This window comes from Vibrio sp. GJ43-1, from assembly GCF_055808835.1.
Genome location: NZ_CM147885.1, coordinates 1,032,845 through 1,053,209 on the forward strand (window position 1 = coordinate 1,032,845; position 20,365 = coordinate 1,053,209).

17 protein-coding genes are annotated in these 20,365 nt (G+C 45.9%); 9 read left to right on the forward strand and 8 right to left on the reverse strand.

From position 1 onward, the window contains the following. Nucleotides 1–47: 47 nt before the first annotated feature. The 4 genes from gbpA to AC0L66_RS22000 all read right to left on the reverse strand — a co-directional run bounded on the left by gbpA (nt 48) and on the right by AC0L66_RS22000 (nt 5,669). Complete coding sequence (gene gbpA, locus AC0L66_RS21985) at nt 48–1,499, reverse strand: N-acetylglucosamine-binding protein GbpA (protein WP_265676827.1); 1,452 nt, start codon at nt 1,497–1,499, stop codon at nt 48–50. Between the two features lie 338 nt (nt 1,500–1,837). Beyond that, the gene (gene trpB, locus AC0L66_RS21990) at nt 1,838–3,061 is read right to left on the reverse strand and encodes a tryptophan synthase subunit beta (protein WP_473569384.1); all 1,224 of its coding nucleotides are present in this window, start codon (nt 3,059–3,061) and stop codon (nt 1,838–1,840) included. A 205-nt stretch (nt 3,062–3,266) separates the two neighbouring features. After that, nucleotides 3,267–4,148, reverse strand: coding sequence for a LysR family transcriptional regulator (locus AC0L66_RS21995; RefSeq protein ID WP_265676825.1), 882 nt, complete (start codon nt 4,146–4,148; stop codon nt 3,267–3,269). Between the two features lie 78 nt (nt 4,149–4,226). Beyond that, nucleotides 4,227–5,669, reverse strand: a complete 1,443-nt coding sequence (locus AC0L66_RS22000) for a sugar porter family MFS transporter (RefSeq protein WP_473569387.1) — start codon at nt 5,667–5,669, stop codon at nt 4,227–4,229. Nucleotides 5,670–6,232: 563 nt separating this feature from the next. On the opposite strand from AC0L66_RS22000, the gene iolE reads away from it, so the two are divergent. The 8 genes from iolE (at nt 6,233) to AC0L66_RS22040 (ending at nt 14,180) form a co-directional block, all read left to right on the forward strand. Continuing rightward, nucleotides 6,233–6,979: a myo-inosose-2 dehydratase gene (iolE, locus tag AC0L66_RS22005; protein ID WP_473569389.1), complete on the forward strand. Its 747-nt coding sequence runs from the start codon at nt 6,233–6,235 to the stop codon at nt 6,977–6,979. Continuing rightward, nucleotides 6,969–7,127, forward strand: coding sequence for a hypothetical protein (locus AC0L66_RS22010; protein WP_473569391.1), 159 nt, complete (start codon nt 6,969–6,971; stop codon nt 7,125–7,127). Before iolE ends, AC0L66_RS22010 begins: the two co-directional genes overlap by 11 nt. A 115-nt stretch (nt 7,128–7,242) precedes the next feature. Continuing rightward, nucleotides 7,243–9,114 (forward strand): 3D-(3,5/4)-trihydroxycyclohexane-1,2-dione acylhydrolase (decyclizing), encoded by a 1,872-nt coding sequence (gene iolD, locus AC0L66_RS22015; RefSeq protein ID WP_428794333.1) that lies wholly within the window; start codon nt 7,243–7,245, stop codon nt 9,112–9,114. A gap of 78 nt (nt 9,115–9,192) precedes the next feature. Then, a complete protein-coding gene (locus tag AC0L66_RS22020) occupies nt 9,193–10,368 on the forward strand; it encodes a Gfo/Idh/MocA family protein (protein ID WP_265676821.1) in 1,176 nt (391 codons plus the stop codon). A 12-nt stretch (nt 10,369–10,380) separates the two neighbouring features. After that, nucleotides 10,381–11,367, forward strand: a complete 987-nt coding sequence (iolC, locus tag AC0L66_RS22025) for a 5-dehydro-2-deoxygluconokinase (protein WP_265676820.1) — start codon at nt 10,381–10,383, stop codon at nt 11,365–11,367. A gap of 180 nt (nt 11,368–11,547) precedes the next feature. Next, nucleotides 11,548–12,420 (forward strand): 5-deoxy-glucuronate isomerase, encoded by an 873-nt coding sequence (locus AC0L66_RS22030; protein WP_265676819.1) that lies wholly within the window; start codon nt 11,548–11,550, stop codon nt 12,418–12,420. Nucleotides 12,421–12,430: 10 nt separating this feature from the next. Beyond that, the gene (locus AC0L66_RS22035; RefSeq protein ID WP_473569393.1) at nt 12,431–13,258 is read left to right on the forward strand and encodes a class II fructose-bisphosphate aldolase; all 828 of its coding nucleotides are present in this window, start codon (nt 12,431–12,433) and stop codon (nt 13,256–13,258) included. A gap of 76 nt (nt 13,259–13,334) precedes the next feature. Beyond that, the gene (locus tag AC0L66_RS22040) at nt 13,335–14,180 is read left to right on the forward strand and encodes a MurR/RpiR family transcriptional regulator (RefSeq protein WP_265676817.1); all 846 of its coding nucleotides are present in this window, start codon (nt 13,335–13,337) and stop codon (nt 14,178–14,180) included. A 105-nt stretch (nt 14,181–14,285) separates the two neighbouring features. Here AC0L66_RS22040 and AC0L66_RS22045 read toward each other — a convergent pair whose 3' ends face one another. Beyond that, on the reverse strand, nt 14,286–15,113 hold the full coding sequence (locus AC0L66_RS22045; protein WP_265676816.1) for a sugar phosphate isomerase/epimerase family protein: 828 nt from the start codon (nt 15,111–15,113) through the stop codon (nt 14,286–14,288). A 393-nt stretch (nt 15,114–15,506) separates the two neighbouring features. Between AC0L66_RS22045 and iolG the strand changes: the two genes are divergently transcribed. Further along, nucleotides 15,507–16,493 carry an inositol 2-dehydrogenase gene (iolG, locus tag AC0L66_RS22050; protein WP_473569395.1) on the forward strand — a complete coding sequence of 329 codons (987 nt, stop codon included), beginning with the start codon at nt 15,507–15,509 and terminating at the stop codon, nt 16,491–16,493. Nucleotides 16,494–16,496: 3 nt separating this feature from the next. Here the strand turns inward: iolG and AC0L66_RS22055 are convergent, their stop codons facing one another. The 3 genes from AC0L66_RS22055 to AC0L66_RS22065 form a co-directional block, all read right to left on the reverse strand. Further along, entirely contained in the window at nt 16,497–17,351 is an 855-nt protein-coding gene (locus AC0L66_RS22055; RefSeq protein ID WP_473569397.1) for a MurR/RpiR family transcriptional regulator, read from the reverse strand. A 377-nt stretch (nt 17,352–17,728) separates the two neighbouring features. Further along, entirely contained in the window at nt 17,729–18,745 is a 1,017-nt protein-coding gene (locus AC0L66_RS22060) for an ABC transporter permease (protein WP_473569399.1), read from the reverse strand. Between the two features lie 52 nt (nt 18,746–18,797). Continuing rightward, entirely contained in the window at nt 18,798–20,291 is a 1,494-nt protein-coding gene (locus tag AC0L66_RS22065; protein ID WP_473569401.1) for a sugar ABC transporter ATP-binding protein, read from the reverse strand. Nucleotides 20,292–20,365 lie beyond the last annotated feature (74 nt).

Genomic DNA, 20,365 nt, shown 5'->3' on the forward strand with positions numbered 1-20,365 from the left:
GCACCTTGTTGGAACAATAAGGTGCCTGATAATACGAATGACGATTATTAGTTCAGCTTAGTCCATGCTGATGTCCAATGGCTGCCCACACCCGGTTCATACTGCGTTGCAGTGGGTGACCACTGAATACAGTAGCCTGAATATGGGAAAGGTTTACATTGATAAATCTGACCATCCGTCGCTAATACCTTCGTCCCTTCTGTGTATTGAGACAAGCTATTTGGGAAAACGAAATCGTAATCGCCAGGCTCAGTTGCATCGACTAACATGAAATCACGCGTTGTTTGATCAATCAGGTTATCATTTTCATCTTTTACGCGAGTCACAAGCATGTGATGCCCCGGCTCGGATTTAGACAATAGCAGGCTGACATTTTTTGATTCACCATCTGCTAGTGTAACCTTCTGGTTAGCAAGCGATTCTTGGCCGTGGTTGTAGACGTCCATTTCAACTTTAACGTTACCCGTTGCCGAGATGACCAGTGCGAGCTCTACGGGGGAATCCGATAGAATATATTCTGGTTGTAGTCCAGAAATGTCGACACCAATCACAGGTGGAGGCGTTACGATGTCATAGCCAATTTCCACGCGCTCTAAAGCACTATTTTCAGCGACATACAGAGGGTTTGCTCCGTAAATAGGCGTGGCATTTCCCTGACTGTCCATGGAGCCCGCTTTAATATCGGTGCGATCGCTATTGATTTTAGTCGCAAGAGCATGAGCCCATTGATTAGCTTGGCCTTGGTCAGCGCTTTCAATCGTAATGCTGGTGGAAAGGTGTGGTAACTCGCCATTGTTATCAAACACACGAGTATAGACAGAATCACCAGTATTAAGATCCATTGTCGGGTTGATGCTACCAGCTGGTGTCCAACCCGGAATACCAGGGTTTTCGCCACTAAACTCGACATCAATAACATTGTAGAAAGCGGCAGCGGTATCGCCCACATCCCAGACAGCAAGAATGACTTGATAACCACTACGTTCCGGCACTTGGCATTGGTGTGACATCAGTTTAGGTGGTTTTTCCATATTACCGTTAACGACACAGAAAGGAGTCAAATCCAACGAGTCGCGAGTGAGTGCTTGATTAGGGTTCCAATCTGGCTTCGTAATATAGTATTTCCAGTCCCTAGTGACGTGGTTTGCGGTAAACGTCCATTCAAAATTTTGCATCCCAGAGGTAATAGGGCGTTTGACCCAGCGGTCAGCTGTTTGTTCGTTGAGTGGGGAAAATTGAGTGAGCCCAGCGCTAGCAATTTGCCCATCTACAGGCCCGCCTTGAGGAAAACCTTCAGGTCCTTCAATACTTTGTGGTTCCCACTGTACTGAACCACAACCCGTATTTTTTTCACCCGTGCTGGCGGGGAATTTACATAATGTCCCCCTGGCTTCCGCAATACCATTTTCAATGGCTGATACATAGCCATGGCTAAAAACCTGTGGGCTCATTGCAAGCCCGATAGCAACCACTGGTAAAAGAACTTTTGAATTCTTCATACTATTCCCTTCTCTTATAATTTTAACGGTACATCTCTTGTAAATGGTTTGGACGTACTGCTGCGCGGATCTTTACTTTCGTTACGTTCGCACGTGCAAACGTTAGCCAGTAATTTAGCGTCATAAAATAAGTGAGGCGAATGGGTTGCGTGTTTTATGGAATTAATTTCTACATTTTCGCTTTTATATCCAAAAAATCACATTGACAAGATGATTATTCTAAATGTTTGTACTATGAATGGAGTTAATATTGATATTATCACTTACTGAGAAAGGTACTGCTGGCGAAGCTAGAACTTAGCATCGCCAGTGAAAGGGGTTTTAGTCTGCGTGTCGCGTTAAACTAATGTCTCTATTCCGTAGTCGCTGCCATAGTTTTCAACGACAAAATCGATGTCTTTGTCACCACGGCCAGACAAGTTAAGCAATATCGATCCTTTTTCACCTAGTTGAGCTAGCTTAATAGCATAGGCCACCGCATGAGCGGACTCGATGGCTGGGATGATGCCTTCTAGTCGAGATAGTTCAAAGAATGCATCGATGGCTTCTTGATCGTTGATGTGGCCATAATTCACTCGCCCAGAATCTTTTAGGTAGGCATGTTGTGGCCCAACCGACGGATAATCTAACCCACTTGCAACGGAGTAAACTTCTTGCGGTTCGCCGTTTTTGTCCGTCAGCATATAAGACTTGAAACCGTGCATGACTCCAGGCTCACCGAGTGTCAGCGTGGCCGCATGCTCACCAACGGAATGCAAATCGCGACCGGATGGTTCAACACCATAGATGGCGACTTGGTCGTCTTCTAAGAAGGCGCTAAAGAGTCCCATGGCGTTAGACCCACCTCCAACGCAGGCAACAAGATTGTTAGGTAAGGTATTGGTCATCTCTTGAAACTGGATACGAGCCTCGTTACCAATAATGGATTGGAAATCGCGAACCATCGCAGGGAAGGGGTGGGGGCCAACCACGGAACCAATTGCGTAGAGTTGAGTGTGTGGATCTGATAAATAAGCTTCAAATGCGGCATCTACCGCCTCTTTTAATGTTTTACGACCATGAGTGGCGGGGATGACGTTTGCTCCTAAAATACGCATCCGTACCACATTTGGGTGCTCTTTAGCGATATCCACTTCGCCCATATAAATATCACACTCAAGTCCGACTAATGCAGCTGCCGTCGCCAAGGCAACACCATGTTGTCCTGCGCCTGTTTCTGCAATCAGTTTCTTCTTACCCAGCTTTTTGGCGATTAAGGCTTCGCCCAAACAATGGTTGATCTTGTGAGCGCCAGTGTGGTTCAAATCTTCACGCTTTAAGTAAATATCAGCGCCGTATTTCTGTGAGAGATTTTGAGCATGGAAAATAGGACTTGGGCGACCAACAAAATGCTTATAAAGGCGGGCCAACTCGGCCTTGAAAGCCGGATCTTGGCGACATTCATCGTAGGCTGCACTAATCTCATCCATAATTTCTTGAAGCTGAGGTGGAATAAAACTTCCCCCATATTCGCCGAAATACCCGTCTTTATTTGGCATTTTGTGCTCAAAAGTATTTTCCATGATCGTTATCTCATCGGTTGTGAACGTTAGCTTGTTATAACGCAAATGAATGCATGTACACATGGATTCATTGCAAACTTGTGATTACTCACAATAGAAAATCGCGAGCGAGGAAGGGCGATGTGCTGAGAAATGTGGTGTCGCTAATATGCTCGGTGACACTCGAGGTATTGATTGACCTTGTTAAACGAGTTGCTTTTAACCGCTACGCTAACAGAAACTCTTTAAAGTGGATGGCGACGGCTGACGCCGTAGCAGGTGGCTGATAATAAACATTTAAGCTCCAAACACTGGTATCAAAATCCTCCAAAATGGGGATGATTTCGCCACGCTTAATGTAATCGTCGACCAAAAATAATGGCAAGTAGGCAATACCTGCCCCGTTTAATGTTGCCTGCAACAATAGGTCGCTATCGTTGACCTCAAGTGACTTAGGCACCTTTACTATCTGGCATTCATTATTTTGATGAAACACCCAGTCATTGCTGCCAGTCAGGGTGGTGGCAAATAGACATTGGTGGTTGGTTAACTCACAAGGAGCGGCGGGGGTCATATGTTTTGTCAGGTAGTCCGGTGAAGCGACAACGACAAATGGACTTTGCATGATTTCGCGGCGTACCAAATGCAGATCGCGCTCTCGGTAACCCTGATAGGAGGCATTGGCGCTGATGGTGATATCACTGTCAGCAGCATGATCGAGCGCCCAAGGGGTGATGTTGAGATTGAACGTCACGTTCGGGTTAGACGTTAAGTATTGGCTTATTTTTTCCATTAAGAAATGGTTAGCAAAGACGGGTGTGCAGATAATATCGATATGGCCTTTATCGTATTGTTGATAATCTTGCATGCTACGCACCACGGCTTCCGAACGATCGACAATAATGGAAAAATCGTCGAAGAGTTTTTGACCCGCGGGTGTGGGTTTCAACAGGCGGTTATTACGTCGATATAGGGGCAAGCCAAACTTTTGCTCCAGCTCTTGTAACCATCGGCTTCCTGCGGAAACGGAGATATTCAGTTTTCGGGCCGCCGCTGAGATCGAACCTGTGCGTACGACATAAATAAAGAACGCCATTTTATCTAACATAGATTCTACCGCGGCTTATAGTGAAAAAGAAAACAGGCTATTCACTCAAATAGCCTGTTATTACGATGGTTGTGTGATTTATACAGTTGCTTCAGTTGTCTTAACTGGCGCTTTTTTGCCTAACTTTTTAGCCATGACCTTTTCCATATCTTCAAGGCTAACCCCTTTAGTTTCAGGGACATATTTAACAACAATCACCATACAAATCAGTGACAATGCTGCGAATACCCAGAAAGCAAAGGCGCCATTGAAGTTCTCTTTTAGATACGGGTTTTCATTGAGCATAGGGAAGCTTTGAGTGACGATGAATCCCGTAAACCACTGAGCACCAACCGCGATAGCCATCGCTCGTGAACGAATGCTGTTCGGGAATATTTCAGAAATCATGGTCCAGCATGCGCAGCCCCACGACGTCGCATAAGCCACCACATACAAACACAAGGCAAATAAAGCAGCGTAGCCTTCTGTTCCGGTGTAGAGGACATAGCCCACAATCGTCATGCCCAATGCACAGCCAAGCGTGCCGTATTTCATTAGTGGTAAGCGACCAACTTTATCGATTAAGTACATACCTAGTGCGTTACCAAGAATGAAAACAATGCCGACAAACGTTGTTTGGAATAACGCGTTTTCAGTACCACCCGCGATAGGTTTTAGAATTTCAGGTGTATAGTACATGATGACGTTAATACCAGTCAGTTGTTGCGCGGCGGCAACAAAGGTACCAATGACTAAAATTGAAAATAGAAGCGGTGAGCGTAGGCTGATTTTGCTGTTTTTTGATGCGTTTGCTGGCACTAATGATTTTTGAATATCAAGAATAACACGGTCAGCATGTTCAGGGTTTGATATACGGGAAAGGGTTTCTTTTGCTTTACCAAGTTGGCCCTTCAATACAAGCCAGCGTGGCGATTCTGGAATCATGATCAGTAAGCAACCAAATAATGCTGCAGGCAATACCTCTGATGCCAACATCCAGCGCCAACCGACATCAACCAGCCAAGCTTCAGACATGCCTTTGGCGATTAGGTAGTTAACGTAGAAGACGCCGGCTTGACCAATCACAGCAGATTGTTGGAACATACTGACCGCACGTCCTCGAAAATCTTTAGGCGCGACTTCCGACATATACATTGGAGAAACCACACAAGCGATGCCAACTGCCACGCCGCCCACGATTCTTAATAATACATAGATGGTAAAAGTGGGAGCAATGGCAGAACCAATGGCGGATATAATGAATAGTACCGCTGATAAGAATAATGCGCTTCGACGTCCATATTTAAGAGCAACGGTCCCCGCTGATACCGCGCCAATGATACTGCCCAGAACAACACTTGATACGGCCCAGCCAGTCTGCGCTGGTGTTAAACCGAAATAATCTCTAATGGGTCCAATAGCACCTGATATTACGGCGGTATCGTAGCCGAGCAAGATCCCTCCTAATGCGGCGATACAACAAATTCTAACGATATAGGCGATATTGTGTTTATGAGACTGTGTCTCAGAGTTAGGTGACATTACATGCTCCTTTGTATGAGACCCGGCACTAACTTAACCATCAAATAAGGCAGTGTGGGCAGCTATCCGATCAACCAATGAATGTAGGGTAAGCGTATCGGATTCAATAAGTCGCCAGCGAATATAATAATAATTGTAAATACGTTTGATAAATATTTTTCATATTGGCGACGAGGTAAATCATAAAGCCTCAGGCTAAATAGGGCTATAAATTAAATGACCCATTGTTTTATAATGTTAACTCGATCAACATATGGAAAATATTTATCGAATGTCATGGTGGTGTTAAGTTGTTGATTTAATCCAATATATTGCAAGTGTGATCTGTGCCACTTTTCCCCTTTAGCCCGCGAAAACCCTAGCTTTTTTCAACTTTCATTTAAATTTTCCATTAATTCATTTCGAGTGAAAAATATTTTTCATGTTGTGTTTTTTAGATTATATTGGTCCCCAGTGAAGCAAACTGGTGCGGTCAACCTTTCTATCACATACGCATTTGCAGTGATTAGAAAATAACGGACCTCATTACATTTAACTTATAAAAACATTTTTGGAGTACGAACATGAGCAAAGTTCAATATGGAATTAGTCCTTTAACTTGGACAAACGATGATATGCCAGAGCTTGGTGGCGAAATCCCGTTGGAGACATGTTTGAGTGAAATGTCGGAATCTGGCTTTACTGGCACAGAGCTAGGGACAAAATACCCAAGAGAGCCAGAAGTTCTTATTCCACTGCTTAAAAACCACAATTTAGTGCTGGCGTCTGGTTGGTTCAGTGGCAATTTAATGACATTAACCGCCGAAGAAGAAATTGCAGAAATGCAAGGTCACATCCTCCTACTTAAAGCGGCTGGCTGTAAAGCGATGGTTTACGGTGAAGTGAGCAATACGGTTCATGGTGATATTACTAAGCCATTGTCATCTCGCGTTATTTTAACGGATGACGAGTGGAAAACGTACGCGGACAAATTGACAACGGTCGCTGACTACCTATTAAACAAGCACGATATCAAACTGTCTTTCCACCACCACGTGGGCACGATTGTTGAGACAGAAGAAGACATCAACCGCTTGATGGAACTGACGGGTGATTCTGTGTACCTCACTTTGGATACTGGTCACATCACGTACGGTGGTGGTAATCCAGTCAATATTATTGAGCGCTGGGGTCACCGTATTGGTCATATGCACTTTAAAGATCTGCGTATTGAAGTGATGAATGCGGCGCGTGATGCAGACAAATCATTCCTAAATGCAGTGCTTGATGGCGTGTTTACCGTTCCAGGTACCGAGCGATGTGAATTATGACGACGTGTTTGCGGCGCTTAAAGCTCGTAACTACGAAGGCTGGTTATTAGTCGAAGCCGAGCAAGACCCGGCTAAAGCACATCCACTAACGTTTGCAAAAACCGCGTACGAGAACATCACAGGCTACGCGAATAAATACGGCTTGTAATAAAAAATGGCTTATTGAAGGGGAACCCAACAATAAGCCCAAAAGTCGACATATATGGAATACGCAATTGGCACGGCAATGTACCAATTGCGTGTAAGAAATATCGAGGAAGAAGATGAAAACTGTACGCCTAACTGTTGCTGAAGCCCTAGCGAAATACCTTGCAGCGCAGAAAATTGTAGTCGATGGAAAAGAAGAGCAACTGTTTGGTGCTGCCTTTGCCATTTTTGGTCACGGCAATGTGACATGTTTTGGTCAGCAGCTTAAGAATATCGAAGAACAAATCCCGACGTGGCGTGGTCAAAACGAGCAATCCATGGCGACCGCGGCCATTGCTTATGCAAAAGCGAATAAACGCCAACGTATTGGCATCGCGACGAGCTCAATTGGACCTGGTGCAACGAACATGGTCACTGCAGCGGGTATTGCTCATACTAACCGTCTGCCTCTCTTACTTATTTCGGGTGATGCTTACGTTAGTCGTCTACCAGACCCTGTGCTTCAGCAACCAGAAAACTTTGAAGATCCATCGGTCACCTCTAACGACGCGTTCAAACCTCTTACTCGTTATTGGGATCGTGTGTTGTCGCCTTCACAGCTGATGCATACGCTACCTCAAGCGCTAGATACCATGCTTGACCCAGCAACTTGTGGTCCAGTTTTCCTTGGCTTGCCTCAAGATGTCCAAGGCATGGCTTATGATTTCCCAGAAGTCTTTTTTGCTGAAAAATGTCACCGAATCCGTCGCCCTGAGCCGGAAATGATTGTGCTTGAAGAAGCGAAAGCGATTCTAACTCAAGCGAAAAAACCACTGATTATTTCTGGTGGTGGGGTGCATTACTCATTGGCGACCGATGAACTTGCGGCATTTGCTGCTAAGCACAATATTCCAGTGGTGGAAACCATTGCTGGTCGCGCCACTATGCTGCAAGACAACCCGTTGAATGCTGGGCCTATTGGTGTGACAGGTTCTAATTCTGCCAACCATATGGCGAATGAAGCCGACGTGGTGGTTGCCATTGGTACGCGTTTACAAGACTTCACCACTGGTTCTTGGAGCGTATTTAAAAACCCAGATATGCAACTTATTAGCATCAACGTGGCTAAATTTGATGCGATTAAACACCGTTCACACCCAGTGTTGGGTGATGCACAAACCTGTATGAACAAGCTTTCAGGCCTGTTGGCGGACTGGCGCTCAAGTGACGAGTGGGCTGCGAAAGCCAAAGCAGAAGCGGATGAGTGGAAAGCGTTGGTTCACCGCCGCACCCACCCACAAGACGGTGAATTACTGGCGGGTACCTCTTCTTATGCTGAGGTAATTGGCAAACTTAATCACAGTATGGAAGAGGGTGACACCGTTCTGACTGCCGCTGGTGGCTTACCCGCCGAGCTCTCGATGAACTGGCAAAACTACCAAATTGGTAAATTTGATATCGACTTTGGTTATTCCTGCATGGGCTACGAAATTGCGGGTGGCTGGGGCGCTAAAATTGCCAACCCTGATAATGATGTCGTGGTTCTTGTCGGTGATGGTTCATACCTAATCCAAAACTCGGACATTTACTCGTCAGTGCTAACTGGGCACAAAATGATTGTCGTAGTGTGTGACAACGGTGGTTTCGCCGTTATCAACAAACTACAAAACAACACGGGCAACGAGTCATTTAATAACTTGCTAGAAGATTGTCGTCGACCAGATGGTGAGTTGGCTCGCGTCGATTTTGCCAAGCACGCTGAAGCACAAGGCGCGATAAGCGAAAAGTTAACCTCAATTACTGAATTTGATGCCGCGTTTGCAAGAGCAAAAGAAGCGGACCGCACTTACGTCATTGTTGTTGATATTGACCCGGTTTCTCCAGCTGCTTGGTCTAAGTGTGACTGTTGGTGGGAAGTTGGGCTTCCTGAAGTGACTCGCAATGAAGAGACCGCCAAGAAAGTGGCCGACTGGGAAGAAGGTCGCGTCAGTCAGCGTCGCGGTGTTTAAAAAGAATATTACAAAATCTCAATAACTTAACCACGATACATCCGTGTGATCGGATGTATCAGGTAACGGAGCAAAATTATGTTTAATGAAGAACGTCGCTTTGAACAACCTCTACGCTGGGCAATGATTGGTGGAGGACGTGGTAGTCAGATTGGTTATTCCCACCGCAATGCTGCGCAGCGTGATGGTTTGTTCAAATTAGTCGCTGGAGCGTTTGATCTTGACGCCGATCGCTGCCGTGACTTTGGTACCAACTTGGGCTTAGCTGGCGATCGTTGCTACGCCAACTATAAAGAAATGTTTGCTGCGGAAGCGCAGCGTGAAGATGGCATTCAGGCGGTGTCTATCGCAACACCAAACTCAACGCACTATGAAATCTGCAAAGCAGCTCTAGAAGCCAATCTTCATGTGGTCTGTGAAAAACCGATCACTTTTACTTCAGAAGAAGCAGAAGAGCTAAAAGTCATCGCCGCTCAAAACAACCGTGTCATTGGTGTGATGTACGGCTACAGCGGTTTCCCTATGGTTCAGCAAGCGCGTGAAATGGTACAGCGTGGTGATTTAGGTGACATTCGCGTCATCAACATGCAATTTGCTCACGGGTTTCACAATGAAGAATATGAACTCAACGATCCAGGTTTGAAATGGCGTGTTAGCCCAGAAGTTTCAGGCCCAACTTATGTGTTAGGTGATATTGGCACCCACGCCTTTTACTTGTGCGAAGTGATGACAGGCTTAGAGGTCGACCGCTTGTCTTGCATGCGTCAAAGCTTCATTAAGTCACGCACGCCGTTAGAAGATAATGCGCACGTCATGATGGAATTTAAAGGCGGCGCGGTCGGGACACTTTGGGCATCAGCGGTGAATGCAGGTTCTATGCACCAACAGAAAATCCGAATCGTCGGCTCAAAAGCGTCGATTGAATGGTGGGATGAGCAGCCCAACCAACTTCGATTAGAAGTCCAAGGTGAGCCGTCGCGCATCTTAGAGCGTGGCATGGGTTACTTGCACCAAGATGCACCAGGTGTGGCAGCGAATCGCGTTGGCGGTGGTCATGCAGAAGGCTATTTTGAGTCTTGGGCGAACCTTTATCACCGTTTTGCACTGGCTTTTGATGCCGCTGATCGTGATGACCAAAATGCCTTGTCTGAGATTTGGTTCCCAGGCATTGACGCTGGTATCGAGGGGGTTCGTTTATGCGAGAAGTGTGTGGAGTCTGCAGACCAAAATGCGGCTTGGGTAGAATACAACTAATAGGGAAACACTATGACTAAGATTGCACTCCCTCAGGATCGCAAGCTCGACGCCATCGTGTTAGGTCGCGCTGGGGTTGACCTTTATGCGCGTGAATTTAATACCGACATGGCCGACATTACCGGTTTCAACAAATTTGTGGGCGGATCAGCAGCAAACATTGCGGTGGCGATTAGCCGCTTGGGCGGTAAAACCGGGTTTATTGGCTGTGTTGCCAATGATGCGTTTGGCGGCTACGTCAAAGGCTACATGCAAGAGCAGGGTATTAACCTTGACGGCATGATGACGGATGACTCGGGTTCTCGTACCTCGGTGGCGTTTACTGAAATGAAGCCCAGTGACTGTACGGTTCTTATCTATCGTAACAACGCCTCTGACCTCACTATCAAGCCAGAGCAAGTGAGTGCGGACTATATTGCCAGCTCAAAAACACTGGTGGTAACGGGTACTGCGCTATCTGAAAGCCCAAGCCGAGAAGCCACGCTTATCGCGATGGAACATGCTCGCAGAAGCGGCACGGTGGTGATTCTTGATGTGGATTATCGTCCTTATTCATGGCGCACCGATGTGGATGCGTCGATTTACTACGGCATTGCCGCAGGTTTGTCTGACATCGTGATTGGTAATCGTGAAGAGTTCGACATGATGGAAACCGTCCTTGCACCAGGCAACAAAGATGATGACCAAACCGCGCAGCGTTTTTTACGTGAAAACACGCAGGTTGTTGTGATCAAAGCGGGCGAGCTGGGCTCTAAAGTGTATTGCAAAGATGGCTATAAATTTGAGCAAGGCATTTTTAGAGTGAAAGCAAACAAACCGTTTGGCTCTGGTGATTCATTTGCAGGTGGACTGATTTGGACCTTGGTGAACGGCGGTGAACTAGAGGACGGTGTTCGTCATGGAACCGCGGCGGCGGCCATTAACGTGAGTGGTACCAGTTGTACAGAAGCCATGCCAACAAAAGAACAGTTGCTCGACTTTGTAGAGAGTAGAGCATAACGCTTTGGGCTTGAACCTTCATTTATCACGAGGGTGTAAGTCAGCCGGGTCGGTATTTTTATAGTAATAAGACACTATGGATTGCAACCATCTCGACCCGGCATTTTTGTCCGTAATGAGTGAAACAATAAAAATTATGTTGAGTGGCGAAGACGACTCAACGATAGAGGAGAAAGAAATATGGGTAAGCATATACCCCCGTTCAACAACCAAAACCAGCCGATTGTCGATGTGAATGATGACGTCACCCCGCTTTGTTATTTTAACCAAGTACGTTTGAGCCAGAGCGAGCAACATATCCATACCGTTGAAGGCTATGAATCTGTGATTGTTCTCGCGGGTGGCACATGTTGTATTACGGTGAGTAATGGCAGCGATGAACCACAGGTGTTTGATAATATTGGTAAACGACGAACCGTTTGGGATGGTGAACCAGAGTCTGTCTATGTTCCTCTGGGCTATACCGCAACTATCGATTGTGTCAGTGAGGACGCGGACGTGATGATTGCAGGCGGTAAATTTGATGCCTCGTTAGAACCGTTTTGTGTACGAGCAGACGAAGTGGAAATGGTTCAGTACGGTTCTGATGACACAAAAACACACCGTAAAATCAAACACGTTTTGGGTCAAAGTAATGCAGATAAACGCGGACGTTTACTCGTAAGCGAGTTGTTTACTGTCGGCGCTGGTGGTTGGTCGGGTTTCCCACCGCATAAACATGACGAAGACCGCATCAAAGAAGATGGCAGCAAAGAAACGCTGTATGAGGAAGTGTACCAATTCCGCTTCAACCCTGACTTTGGTTTTGGCGCTCAGTTCCTTTATGAACATGAAGACGACTTTGGCCCGGTGTACCACGTTCGAACGGGCTCTGTGATTGCGATAGACAAGGGTTATCACCCTAGCGTCGCGGCGCCTGGCTATGAAATGTATTACTTCACTATCATCGTGGGTAAAACCTCGAAGTCTTTAGTTCAACACTTTGACCCTCACCATGAGTATCAGGTTGAGACCATTCCGGGCATCAAGGACATGATAGCCAAGTTTAAATAAGGGGAACGTTATGCTGGTTAATTTAAACGATTTATTGCCTGACGCTGCAGCGTCTAATTACTCGGTACCGTGTTTTAACGTTTTTGGCTTTGAGGATGCGCGCGCCGTTGTGGAAGCGGCGGAAGAAGTGAACAAAGCGGTGATCTTGGCATGTAATAAAGACGTGGTGGATTTTTATGGCGTCGAAACCGCGGCTGCGATGTTTCTGGGTCTCGCCACCAAAAGCACAGTGCCAGTGTGTTTGCATCTAGATCATACTTACGAAGAAGACATCGTGTTTCGAGCGCTAAAAGCGGGTTTTAGTTCTGTTATGTTTGACGGCTCTCAGCTTAGCTTAGAAGAGAATATTGCACGCACTCGTAAGGTCGCGGATGTGGCGCATGCGCTTGGCGCATCGGTAGAGGGTGAAATAGGGTCGGTACCTTATGATGAAGGTAGAGAGCATATTAAAACGATTGATACGAGTCCGGAAGACGCCGCGAGATTCGCCCGCGAAAGTGGTGCCGATTGTGTGGCTATCTCTGTAGGAAATATCCACCGTTTGACGGAGCCAACATGCACCATTGATTTTGGTTTGCTTGACCGGATCGCCGCTGAAGTGCCTATTCCATTAGTGATTCATGGAACCAGTGGAATTCGTGATGAAGATATGGAAAAACTCAAGCACAGCAGGGTTTCAAAGTTCAATATCGGTACCTGCTTGAGGCAGGCTCTTGGCAACAATTTACGTGGTTATATGAATGATGAGCCTGAAAAATTTGACCGTATTTACTTCATGCAAAAAGCGATGCCATACGTGAAAGAAGAAGCAATACGAAACTTTGAGCTTTTATCTTAGAATTAATACCCCAGAGTGCTGAGCCTTGGGGTATTATTGATTTTATAACACCAGAAAAACAGGAAAGATGTAGGGTATGGAAGTTGAAACTACGGAAATTCTTCAAGTGCCTGCTGATTTAGATTCGCTAAAAGAGCTGATCGTAAAGCGTTACGACACGCTTAGCCAACGGTTACAACAAGTGGCAGATTATGTGTTGGCTCAACCAATGATGGTCGCTGTTGAAACGATGGCAACGATTGCGGAACAAGCCAATGTCCCGTTATCGACACTCAGTCGATTTTCCAATGCAATGGGCTTTAGCGGTTTTAGCCACATGCAGGCGTTGTTTCGTGATCAGTATCTAAACAGACCTCGTGATTATAAAGACCGAGTGCGCAAGGCAAGAGACCAAGACACATATCGACCTGAATCACCTACCGCGATCTTCAATGACTATTGTGCGGCGAATGTGGATGCGATAGAAAAACTGCAAGTATCAGTCTCGCCTCATAAATTAGAACGTGCTGTCAGCTTAATGGACCAAGCTGAGACCATTTATATCCAAGGGATGCGCCGAGCGTACCCGGTGGCGTTCTATCTTTGGTATGCGTTGATGAAATCGGATAATAACGTGGTTCTGTTAGATGATCACGGTGGCATGCTAACGCCGATGATACGTAACATGAATGAGAAAGATGTGCTCTTTACAGTGACGTTCGCACCGTATGCGATGGAAACGAGTAACGTGATTGAATGCGCGCACGACAGAGGCGTTCCTATTATTGCTATTGCGGATAATCAGATGATGGCGCACGGCAGTAAAATGGACGTATGTTTTGAGGTAGAGGAGGGCGAAGTGATGGGCTTTCGTTCTTTGAGCTCTTCAATGTATCTTGCTCAGACATTAGCCGTTAGCTTAATGTGCCGAGAAATTAAGTAGCGTGAGGGGGACAATATTTCGCTCACCTCAATATGAAAAAGCCGATGATTCATCGGCTTTTTTTATGCTTTCAATTTATTGAGGATTGGTCGCACTTTTTTCAGATCAGTTAAATAGACGTTTCATGCCGAAAAGCATACTCGTCGCCGTGTCGTAATGGTCGCCTTCCCACAGCTGGTCATTTAAAAATTCCCCAGAGTAGAACCCATCATACCCCGTGCTTTGTATCGCCGCTGTCCATTCTTGTAGAGGGATCTCCCCTTGTCCTATTAGGCAGTTACGCAGTTCTTTTTCATCAACCCAAGGTGCGCCTATATCAGGGCGGTGACCATCCGATATATGGACGTTGTAGATTAGAGATGCGTCAATCTTCGCGATGTCTTCCGGTGTCGCGCCACGACACGCCCAAAAATGCCACGTGTCTAAAACAAAACCAAAATTATCGCGATTTACCGCATCGTGCAGCTGGAAGTAGTGTTTCAATGTTGCAATTGGCGTCCATGCCGCGCCTTCATATTGAAAGCGAATGCCATGTTCTTTACCGATGTCGGCGATGCTCCGAATATTTTGAGCGGTAATTCGGATGTTATCCTCAGTGGATAGTCCAGTAAGCGCTTCGAATGCGTTTAATTGGATGGTTGGTGCGCCAATATCTTTAGCAAACTGACATAGAATTTCGGTGTCTTTGAAAAGCTGCTTTTGCGCAGCGCTGCCTGTGCTCTCGACACTCCCGATAATATCAATAGCGGAAGGAGCGATATTAGCATCTTGTAGGCGAGTTTTTAGCTCTTGGCTAGTGAGGCCAGCGTTGATGTAACGCCATAGTTTCTCTGTGTGAATCTCTAGACCGTCATAGCCAGTCTCTTTGGCTAGACGAATATCGCTAACAATATTGTTGTGCAATGAGCACATTCCATGCAATGCGTAACGCATAAATTATCCTTCTATAGTTATGAGCCGTCATCTTGCTATCCACGTTCGATTTCGTCGGTGGCGTTTAACAGAGTAAACTCTATTTTCAATCGCGTGATAAATATTTTCCAATTCCTTTTTCTCTTTATGTGACTACACATCAGTATTTACATTGAACTAGGCATTGTGTGAGTTTTTTGGTAGGTTTTTAGGGGGTTTTAAGGTAACTTTGTGTGATAATTATTTTTCATCTTGTCGTTGTTGATGCGTATTTTTTGGACTGCGGTTTATTAGTAAGCGTAGGGTTGAAGAGCGAAGACGAGAAATAATAGGCTTCATGGATGCGGTATTCGCATTTATCTTTTTAACGCTTACGTTCAGTAATGACGTACGTGACATGGCAAGGAAATTAGTATGTTTAACATTGCTTTATTTGGTGCGGGCCGTATTGGTAAAGTACACGCCGTCAATATCCATAATCATCCTGACACCAAGCTGTATTCGATAGTAGACCCTTATGTTGAGGGAGCCAATCAACTGGCTCTGCAATATAATGCAAAGATCCAAACAATAGAGGAGGCAATGCTAGACCCAGATGTACATGGGGTGTGTATAGGCTCTGCAACGGATACTCATGCCAATTTTATTGAGCTTGCAGCACAAAATGGTAAAACTATCTTGTGTGAAAAACCGATAGATTTGGAGCTCAGCCGTGTGCGAGATTGTTTGGCAGTGCTGGCGAAAACCCCGGTTTCTATGCTAGTTGGATTCAATCGTCGATTTGATCCGCAATTCAAAAAGCTTAAGTCGCAGTTTGGCGCTGGTGTGATTGGAAAAGCAGAATCATTACTGATTACTTCGCGAGATCCCTCTCCCCCTCCTGCCAACTATGCTAAAGCCTCGGGTGGTATGTTTCGTGATATGAGTATTCATGACCTTGATATGGCTCGTTATATTCTAGGCGAGGATCCTATCGCTATTACCGCTCACGGAAGCTGTATGGTAGACAAAGCAATCGGAGAGGCTGGGGATATTGACACTGCGGTTATTGTCATGAATTTTCCATCAGGTGCTATCGCCACTATTTCAAACAGTCGTCGCTCTGGGTATGGTTATGATCAACGTATGGAACTGCATGGTGAGAAAGGGCTACTACAAGTGGGCAATATGAAAGAAGATCTCGTTCAGCACTGGGGTGAAAGTGGTTGTGTTAGTGCAAAACCACAATACTTCTTTTTAGAGCGATATGAGCAAGCTTACATTGCCGAGTGGGCCCATTTTGTCGATGTTCTAGCAGGAAAAGCAACGCCTATCTGTGATGGCAACGATGGCGAACGCGCCTTGGTACTAGCCGAGGCGGCTTTAGAGTCGATGCAAACAGGTAAAACGGTGCTTCTTTAATTCTTATCGATTTGGCAGCACGTATTTTTCAGGAGTGCTGCCTTGTTTAAATGCGAGCGCGACCGCGATGGACTGCACTAAACATAACGAAGCGGACTGTGAGCGAAAAGCGTCAACCTTCGCCTCTTTCACGACAAAACATACGTCACTGTACTCCGCCAACGGACTGACTAGACTGTCGGTAATCATGATTTGCTTCGCCCCAGCTTTACTTGCTAATTTATTTAGATTGACGGTTTCCTGAGCGTAGGGCGAAAAGCTGATTGAAACCACGGCGTCGTTTGCTCCAACCATACTAAGTTGTTCTTCATACATACCTCCTAATCCATCAATCAGAAATGCTCGGCACTCTAAGTGGCGCAGCGCATAAGTAAAGTAGGAAGCAACACTGAAAGAACGGCGTTGCCCAATGAGATAGATGTTGTCAGCGCTGGCTAAAATGTCGAGTGCTTGCTGAAGCTTTTCGGGCGATGTTTGCTGAGCAAGCTGCAGCATGGCTTGGGAATTTTCGTTAGCAAACTCATGTAAAATGTCCAAGGGTGTTTCTCTAGGGTGATCGTCACTGAGCGCTTTGACTAACTTTGCCCGCTGTGTGTAGCTGGTTGTCTCATCGACCAGGTGTTGACGAAATATTTGTTTCAGTTCATTAAAGCCACTGTAATTAAACGCATTCGCAAAACGGATTAATGTTGATGGGGGAACATCGGCGGCTTTGGCAATAACGGCGACGGTATCGAAGGCAATGCTGTTGGGGTTTTCCAGAACGTAGTGGGCGACTTGCTGCAAGCGTTTGCTTAACTTACTGTGTTGTTGACGAATTTGGCTTTCAAGTTCGCTAAGGTTGCTTGCAGAACCCATAATAAATACCTTTAGAATGTCTACGCCAGACGCAGCTGGCTTGGTGAATGACTATAGTACAGAGCTATTCACCGATGTGAAATAGCGAAAACAGAAATGAAACACTTATTTCATTACTTCATTATTTTTAACTCTAGATTTTGTATTAATTCGGCTTTTTAGCATCAGTCACCTTTCGTCATCGTCATTTTTGGCAACGCCTCCCTTTAGTCACAGTCACCGCTTTAGGTGTCGCGTATTCGTCAACGTGAGCTTGCCATACCGTAATAAAAAAAAGCCACGATAGCAGGACACTTCGTGGCACGGAAAACCTCAGGGGAGGTCCCTACATTCAATCTTCTGTGGTAACGGTGTATCTAGAGTGAGTTGTATGACGGCTATTTGCTTTTCTTCTGGCGCTTCATATCAAAGATAACCGCGACAACAATCACCAAGCCTTTGACGACTTGTTGCCAGTAAGCGGAAACATTGAGTAGGTCGAGACCATTTTGCAGTACACCCATGATCATCGTGCCGACAATCGTGCCTTGAATGGTACCAATTCCGCCAGCGTGCGATACGCCGCCTACCGTTGCTGCCGCAATCGCATCAAGTTCGTACATGTTACCCAATCCAGGTTGCCCGGAGTTAATACGAGCCGTCAGAATTAAGGCTGCAATACTAGCGAGGAAACCTGCATAGACATAGACCAGGATTTTGTATTTTGTCACGTTAATCCCTGACACATAGGCGGCGGTTTCGTTACCACCGATGGCGTAAGCGTATTTGCCAAATCGGGTGTAATTGAGTAACAAATAAGTAAATAGCGCCATGACGAGGAATATCACCACAGGCACTGGAATACCCGCAATGCTACCTTGACCTATCCATTGGTAGGAATCGATTAGGCTACTGATAGGGCGACCGTCTGAATATAAAAGCGCAGCGCCACGAGCGATGATCATCATGCCTAAGGTAGCAATAAATGGTGGGATGCCCGTGTAAGCGATCAGTGCTCCGTTAATTAAGCCACAAAAAGCCCCCACACCGAGCGCGACCAAAATAGGCACAATAACCAGCAGTTCAGGCAAGTTTGGGTACATTCTCATGCCCCAGTCGAGGGTTTGCGCGGTACTGGCTGATACCACGGCTGCTACCGCTAACACCGAACCTGAAGATAAGTCTATCCCGCGGGTGATGATGATGATGGTGACGCCTAACGCAAGTAGACCGATACTGGCCATCTGTGTCATTACATTGAGTAAGTTAGCGACGGTGAGAAAAACCGGCGATAAAATGCTCATGACCACGCACATGGCGACAAAGACGACATAGATGGCGTATTTGGAAATAAAACGAGTTTTGTTGCCAGTTTTCGGTTGATCCGACGTGGCTTGAAGAAGTTTAGCTATCATAACTACTTTCCTTGATAGGTTGGGCTAGCTTGCGGTGCCAATTAAACACGTATTAATTGAACGCTAATGACATGACTTGTTGCTGAGAGGCCTCGTGACCATCCAGTTCGCCTTTGAATTGACCATCATGCATGACGAGAATGCGATCACTCATGCCAATCACTTCTGGTAATTCTGATGAGATCATGACCAGGCTTTTCCCCATGCCTGTGAGCAGACGCATCAGTTTGTAGATCTCGGATTTTGCACCAACGTCGATACCTCGTGTTGGCTCGTCGAGAAACAGAATGTCTGGCTTGGTTAGCATCCAACGAGCCAGCAATACTTTTTGTTGGTTGCCACCGCTTAAATTATCAATGGCTTCAGACATGCCAGGGGTTTTCACTTTGAGTGACGAGCATTGCGTTGAGCAGTCTTTCTGCATTTTTCTGACATCAAGTAAATTACTGACCTTATGGCGGTAAGCGTCAAGGTGAGCAATGGAGGTATTAGCAAAAATATCCAACATCAAATACAGACCAGAATGGCGGCGATCCTCGGTAAGAAAGGCCATCTTGTGGTTGATGGCGTCGGTAGGGGTTTTGATTTCAACGTTGTCACCGTTGATCCAAATTTCGCCTACGTCTTTTTTTCTCACTCCAAACAGCGTTTCAATCAGTTCGGTGCGACCAGAGCCCACCAGTCCGGCTATTCCAAGGATCTCGCCTTCATGAAGCTTGAAGCTGATATCACTGAACTGACCCTCAACAGAGAGGTTTCGTACGTCTAATCTCACTTTGCCTGGTTTAGCCGTGATTGGCGGATAAACGTCACCAAGATCGCGTCCTACCATCATGTGAACGAGTTCGTCGTTGTTAGTGGAAGCCGCTTCACGTTCACCAATGAAATTGCCATCTCGAAAGACGGTGATGTCATCACAAATACGGAAAATCTCATCCATTTTGTGGCTGATATACACCACTGCGACGCCTTGGGATTTGAGTAATTCAATGATCTCGAACAGATGGTCAACTTCTTTGCCCGTTAAAGCAGAAGTGGGTTCATCCATAATGATGATCTTAGAGTGATAGGAAATCGCTTTTGAAATCTCGATCATTTGCATGGTGGCAACGGTAAGTTCACTCATGGGCGTGCGAGGGTCTAAGTGTAAATCCAGCTTTTCCAATAACGTGGTGGTATCACGGTACATCTTGCTATGGTCGATGAGATTGAAAGGCCCCTTAGTGGGCTCTCTACCCAACCAAATGTTTTCAGCAATGCTGCGGTGAAGAATAGGGGACAGTTCCTGATGAATCATCGAAATTCCAGACTCAAGCGCATCTTTAGCGTAGGTGAAGTTGACGGGAGTTCCTTGATAGCGAATGGTGCCATCGTCTCGTTGATATATCCCAAAAAGCACTTTCATTAGGGTGGATTTTCCGGCACCATTTTCGCCCATTAAGGCCATGACGCGCCCCTTTCTTAATGTCAGTTGCACATTATCGAGGGCTTTAACTCCAGGGAAGGATTTAGAAATACCACGCATTTCCAAGAGGGCTTGACTCATAATTACAGCTCCGTTTGAAATGTTCTATGCGCTAGTTCTACTTGAACGGTAAGACAGCACATAGAACATATGAG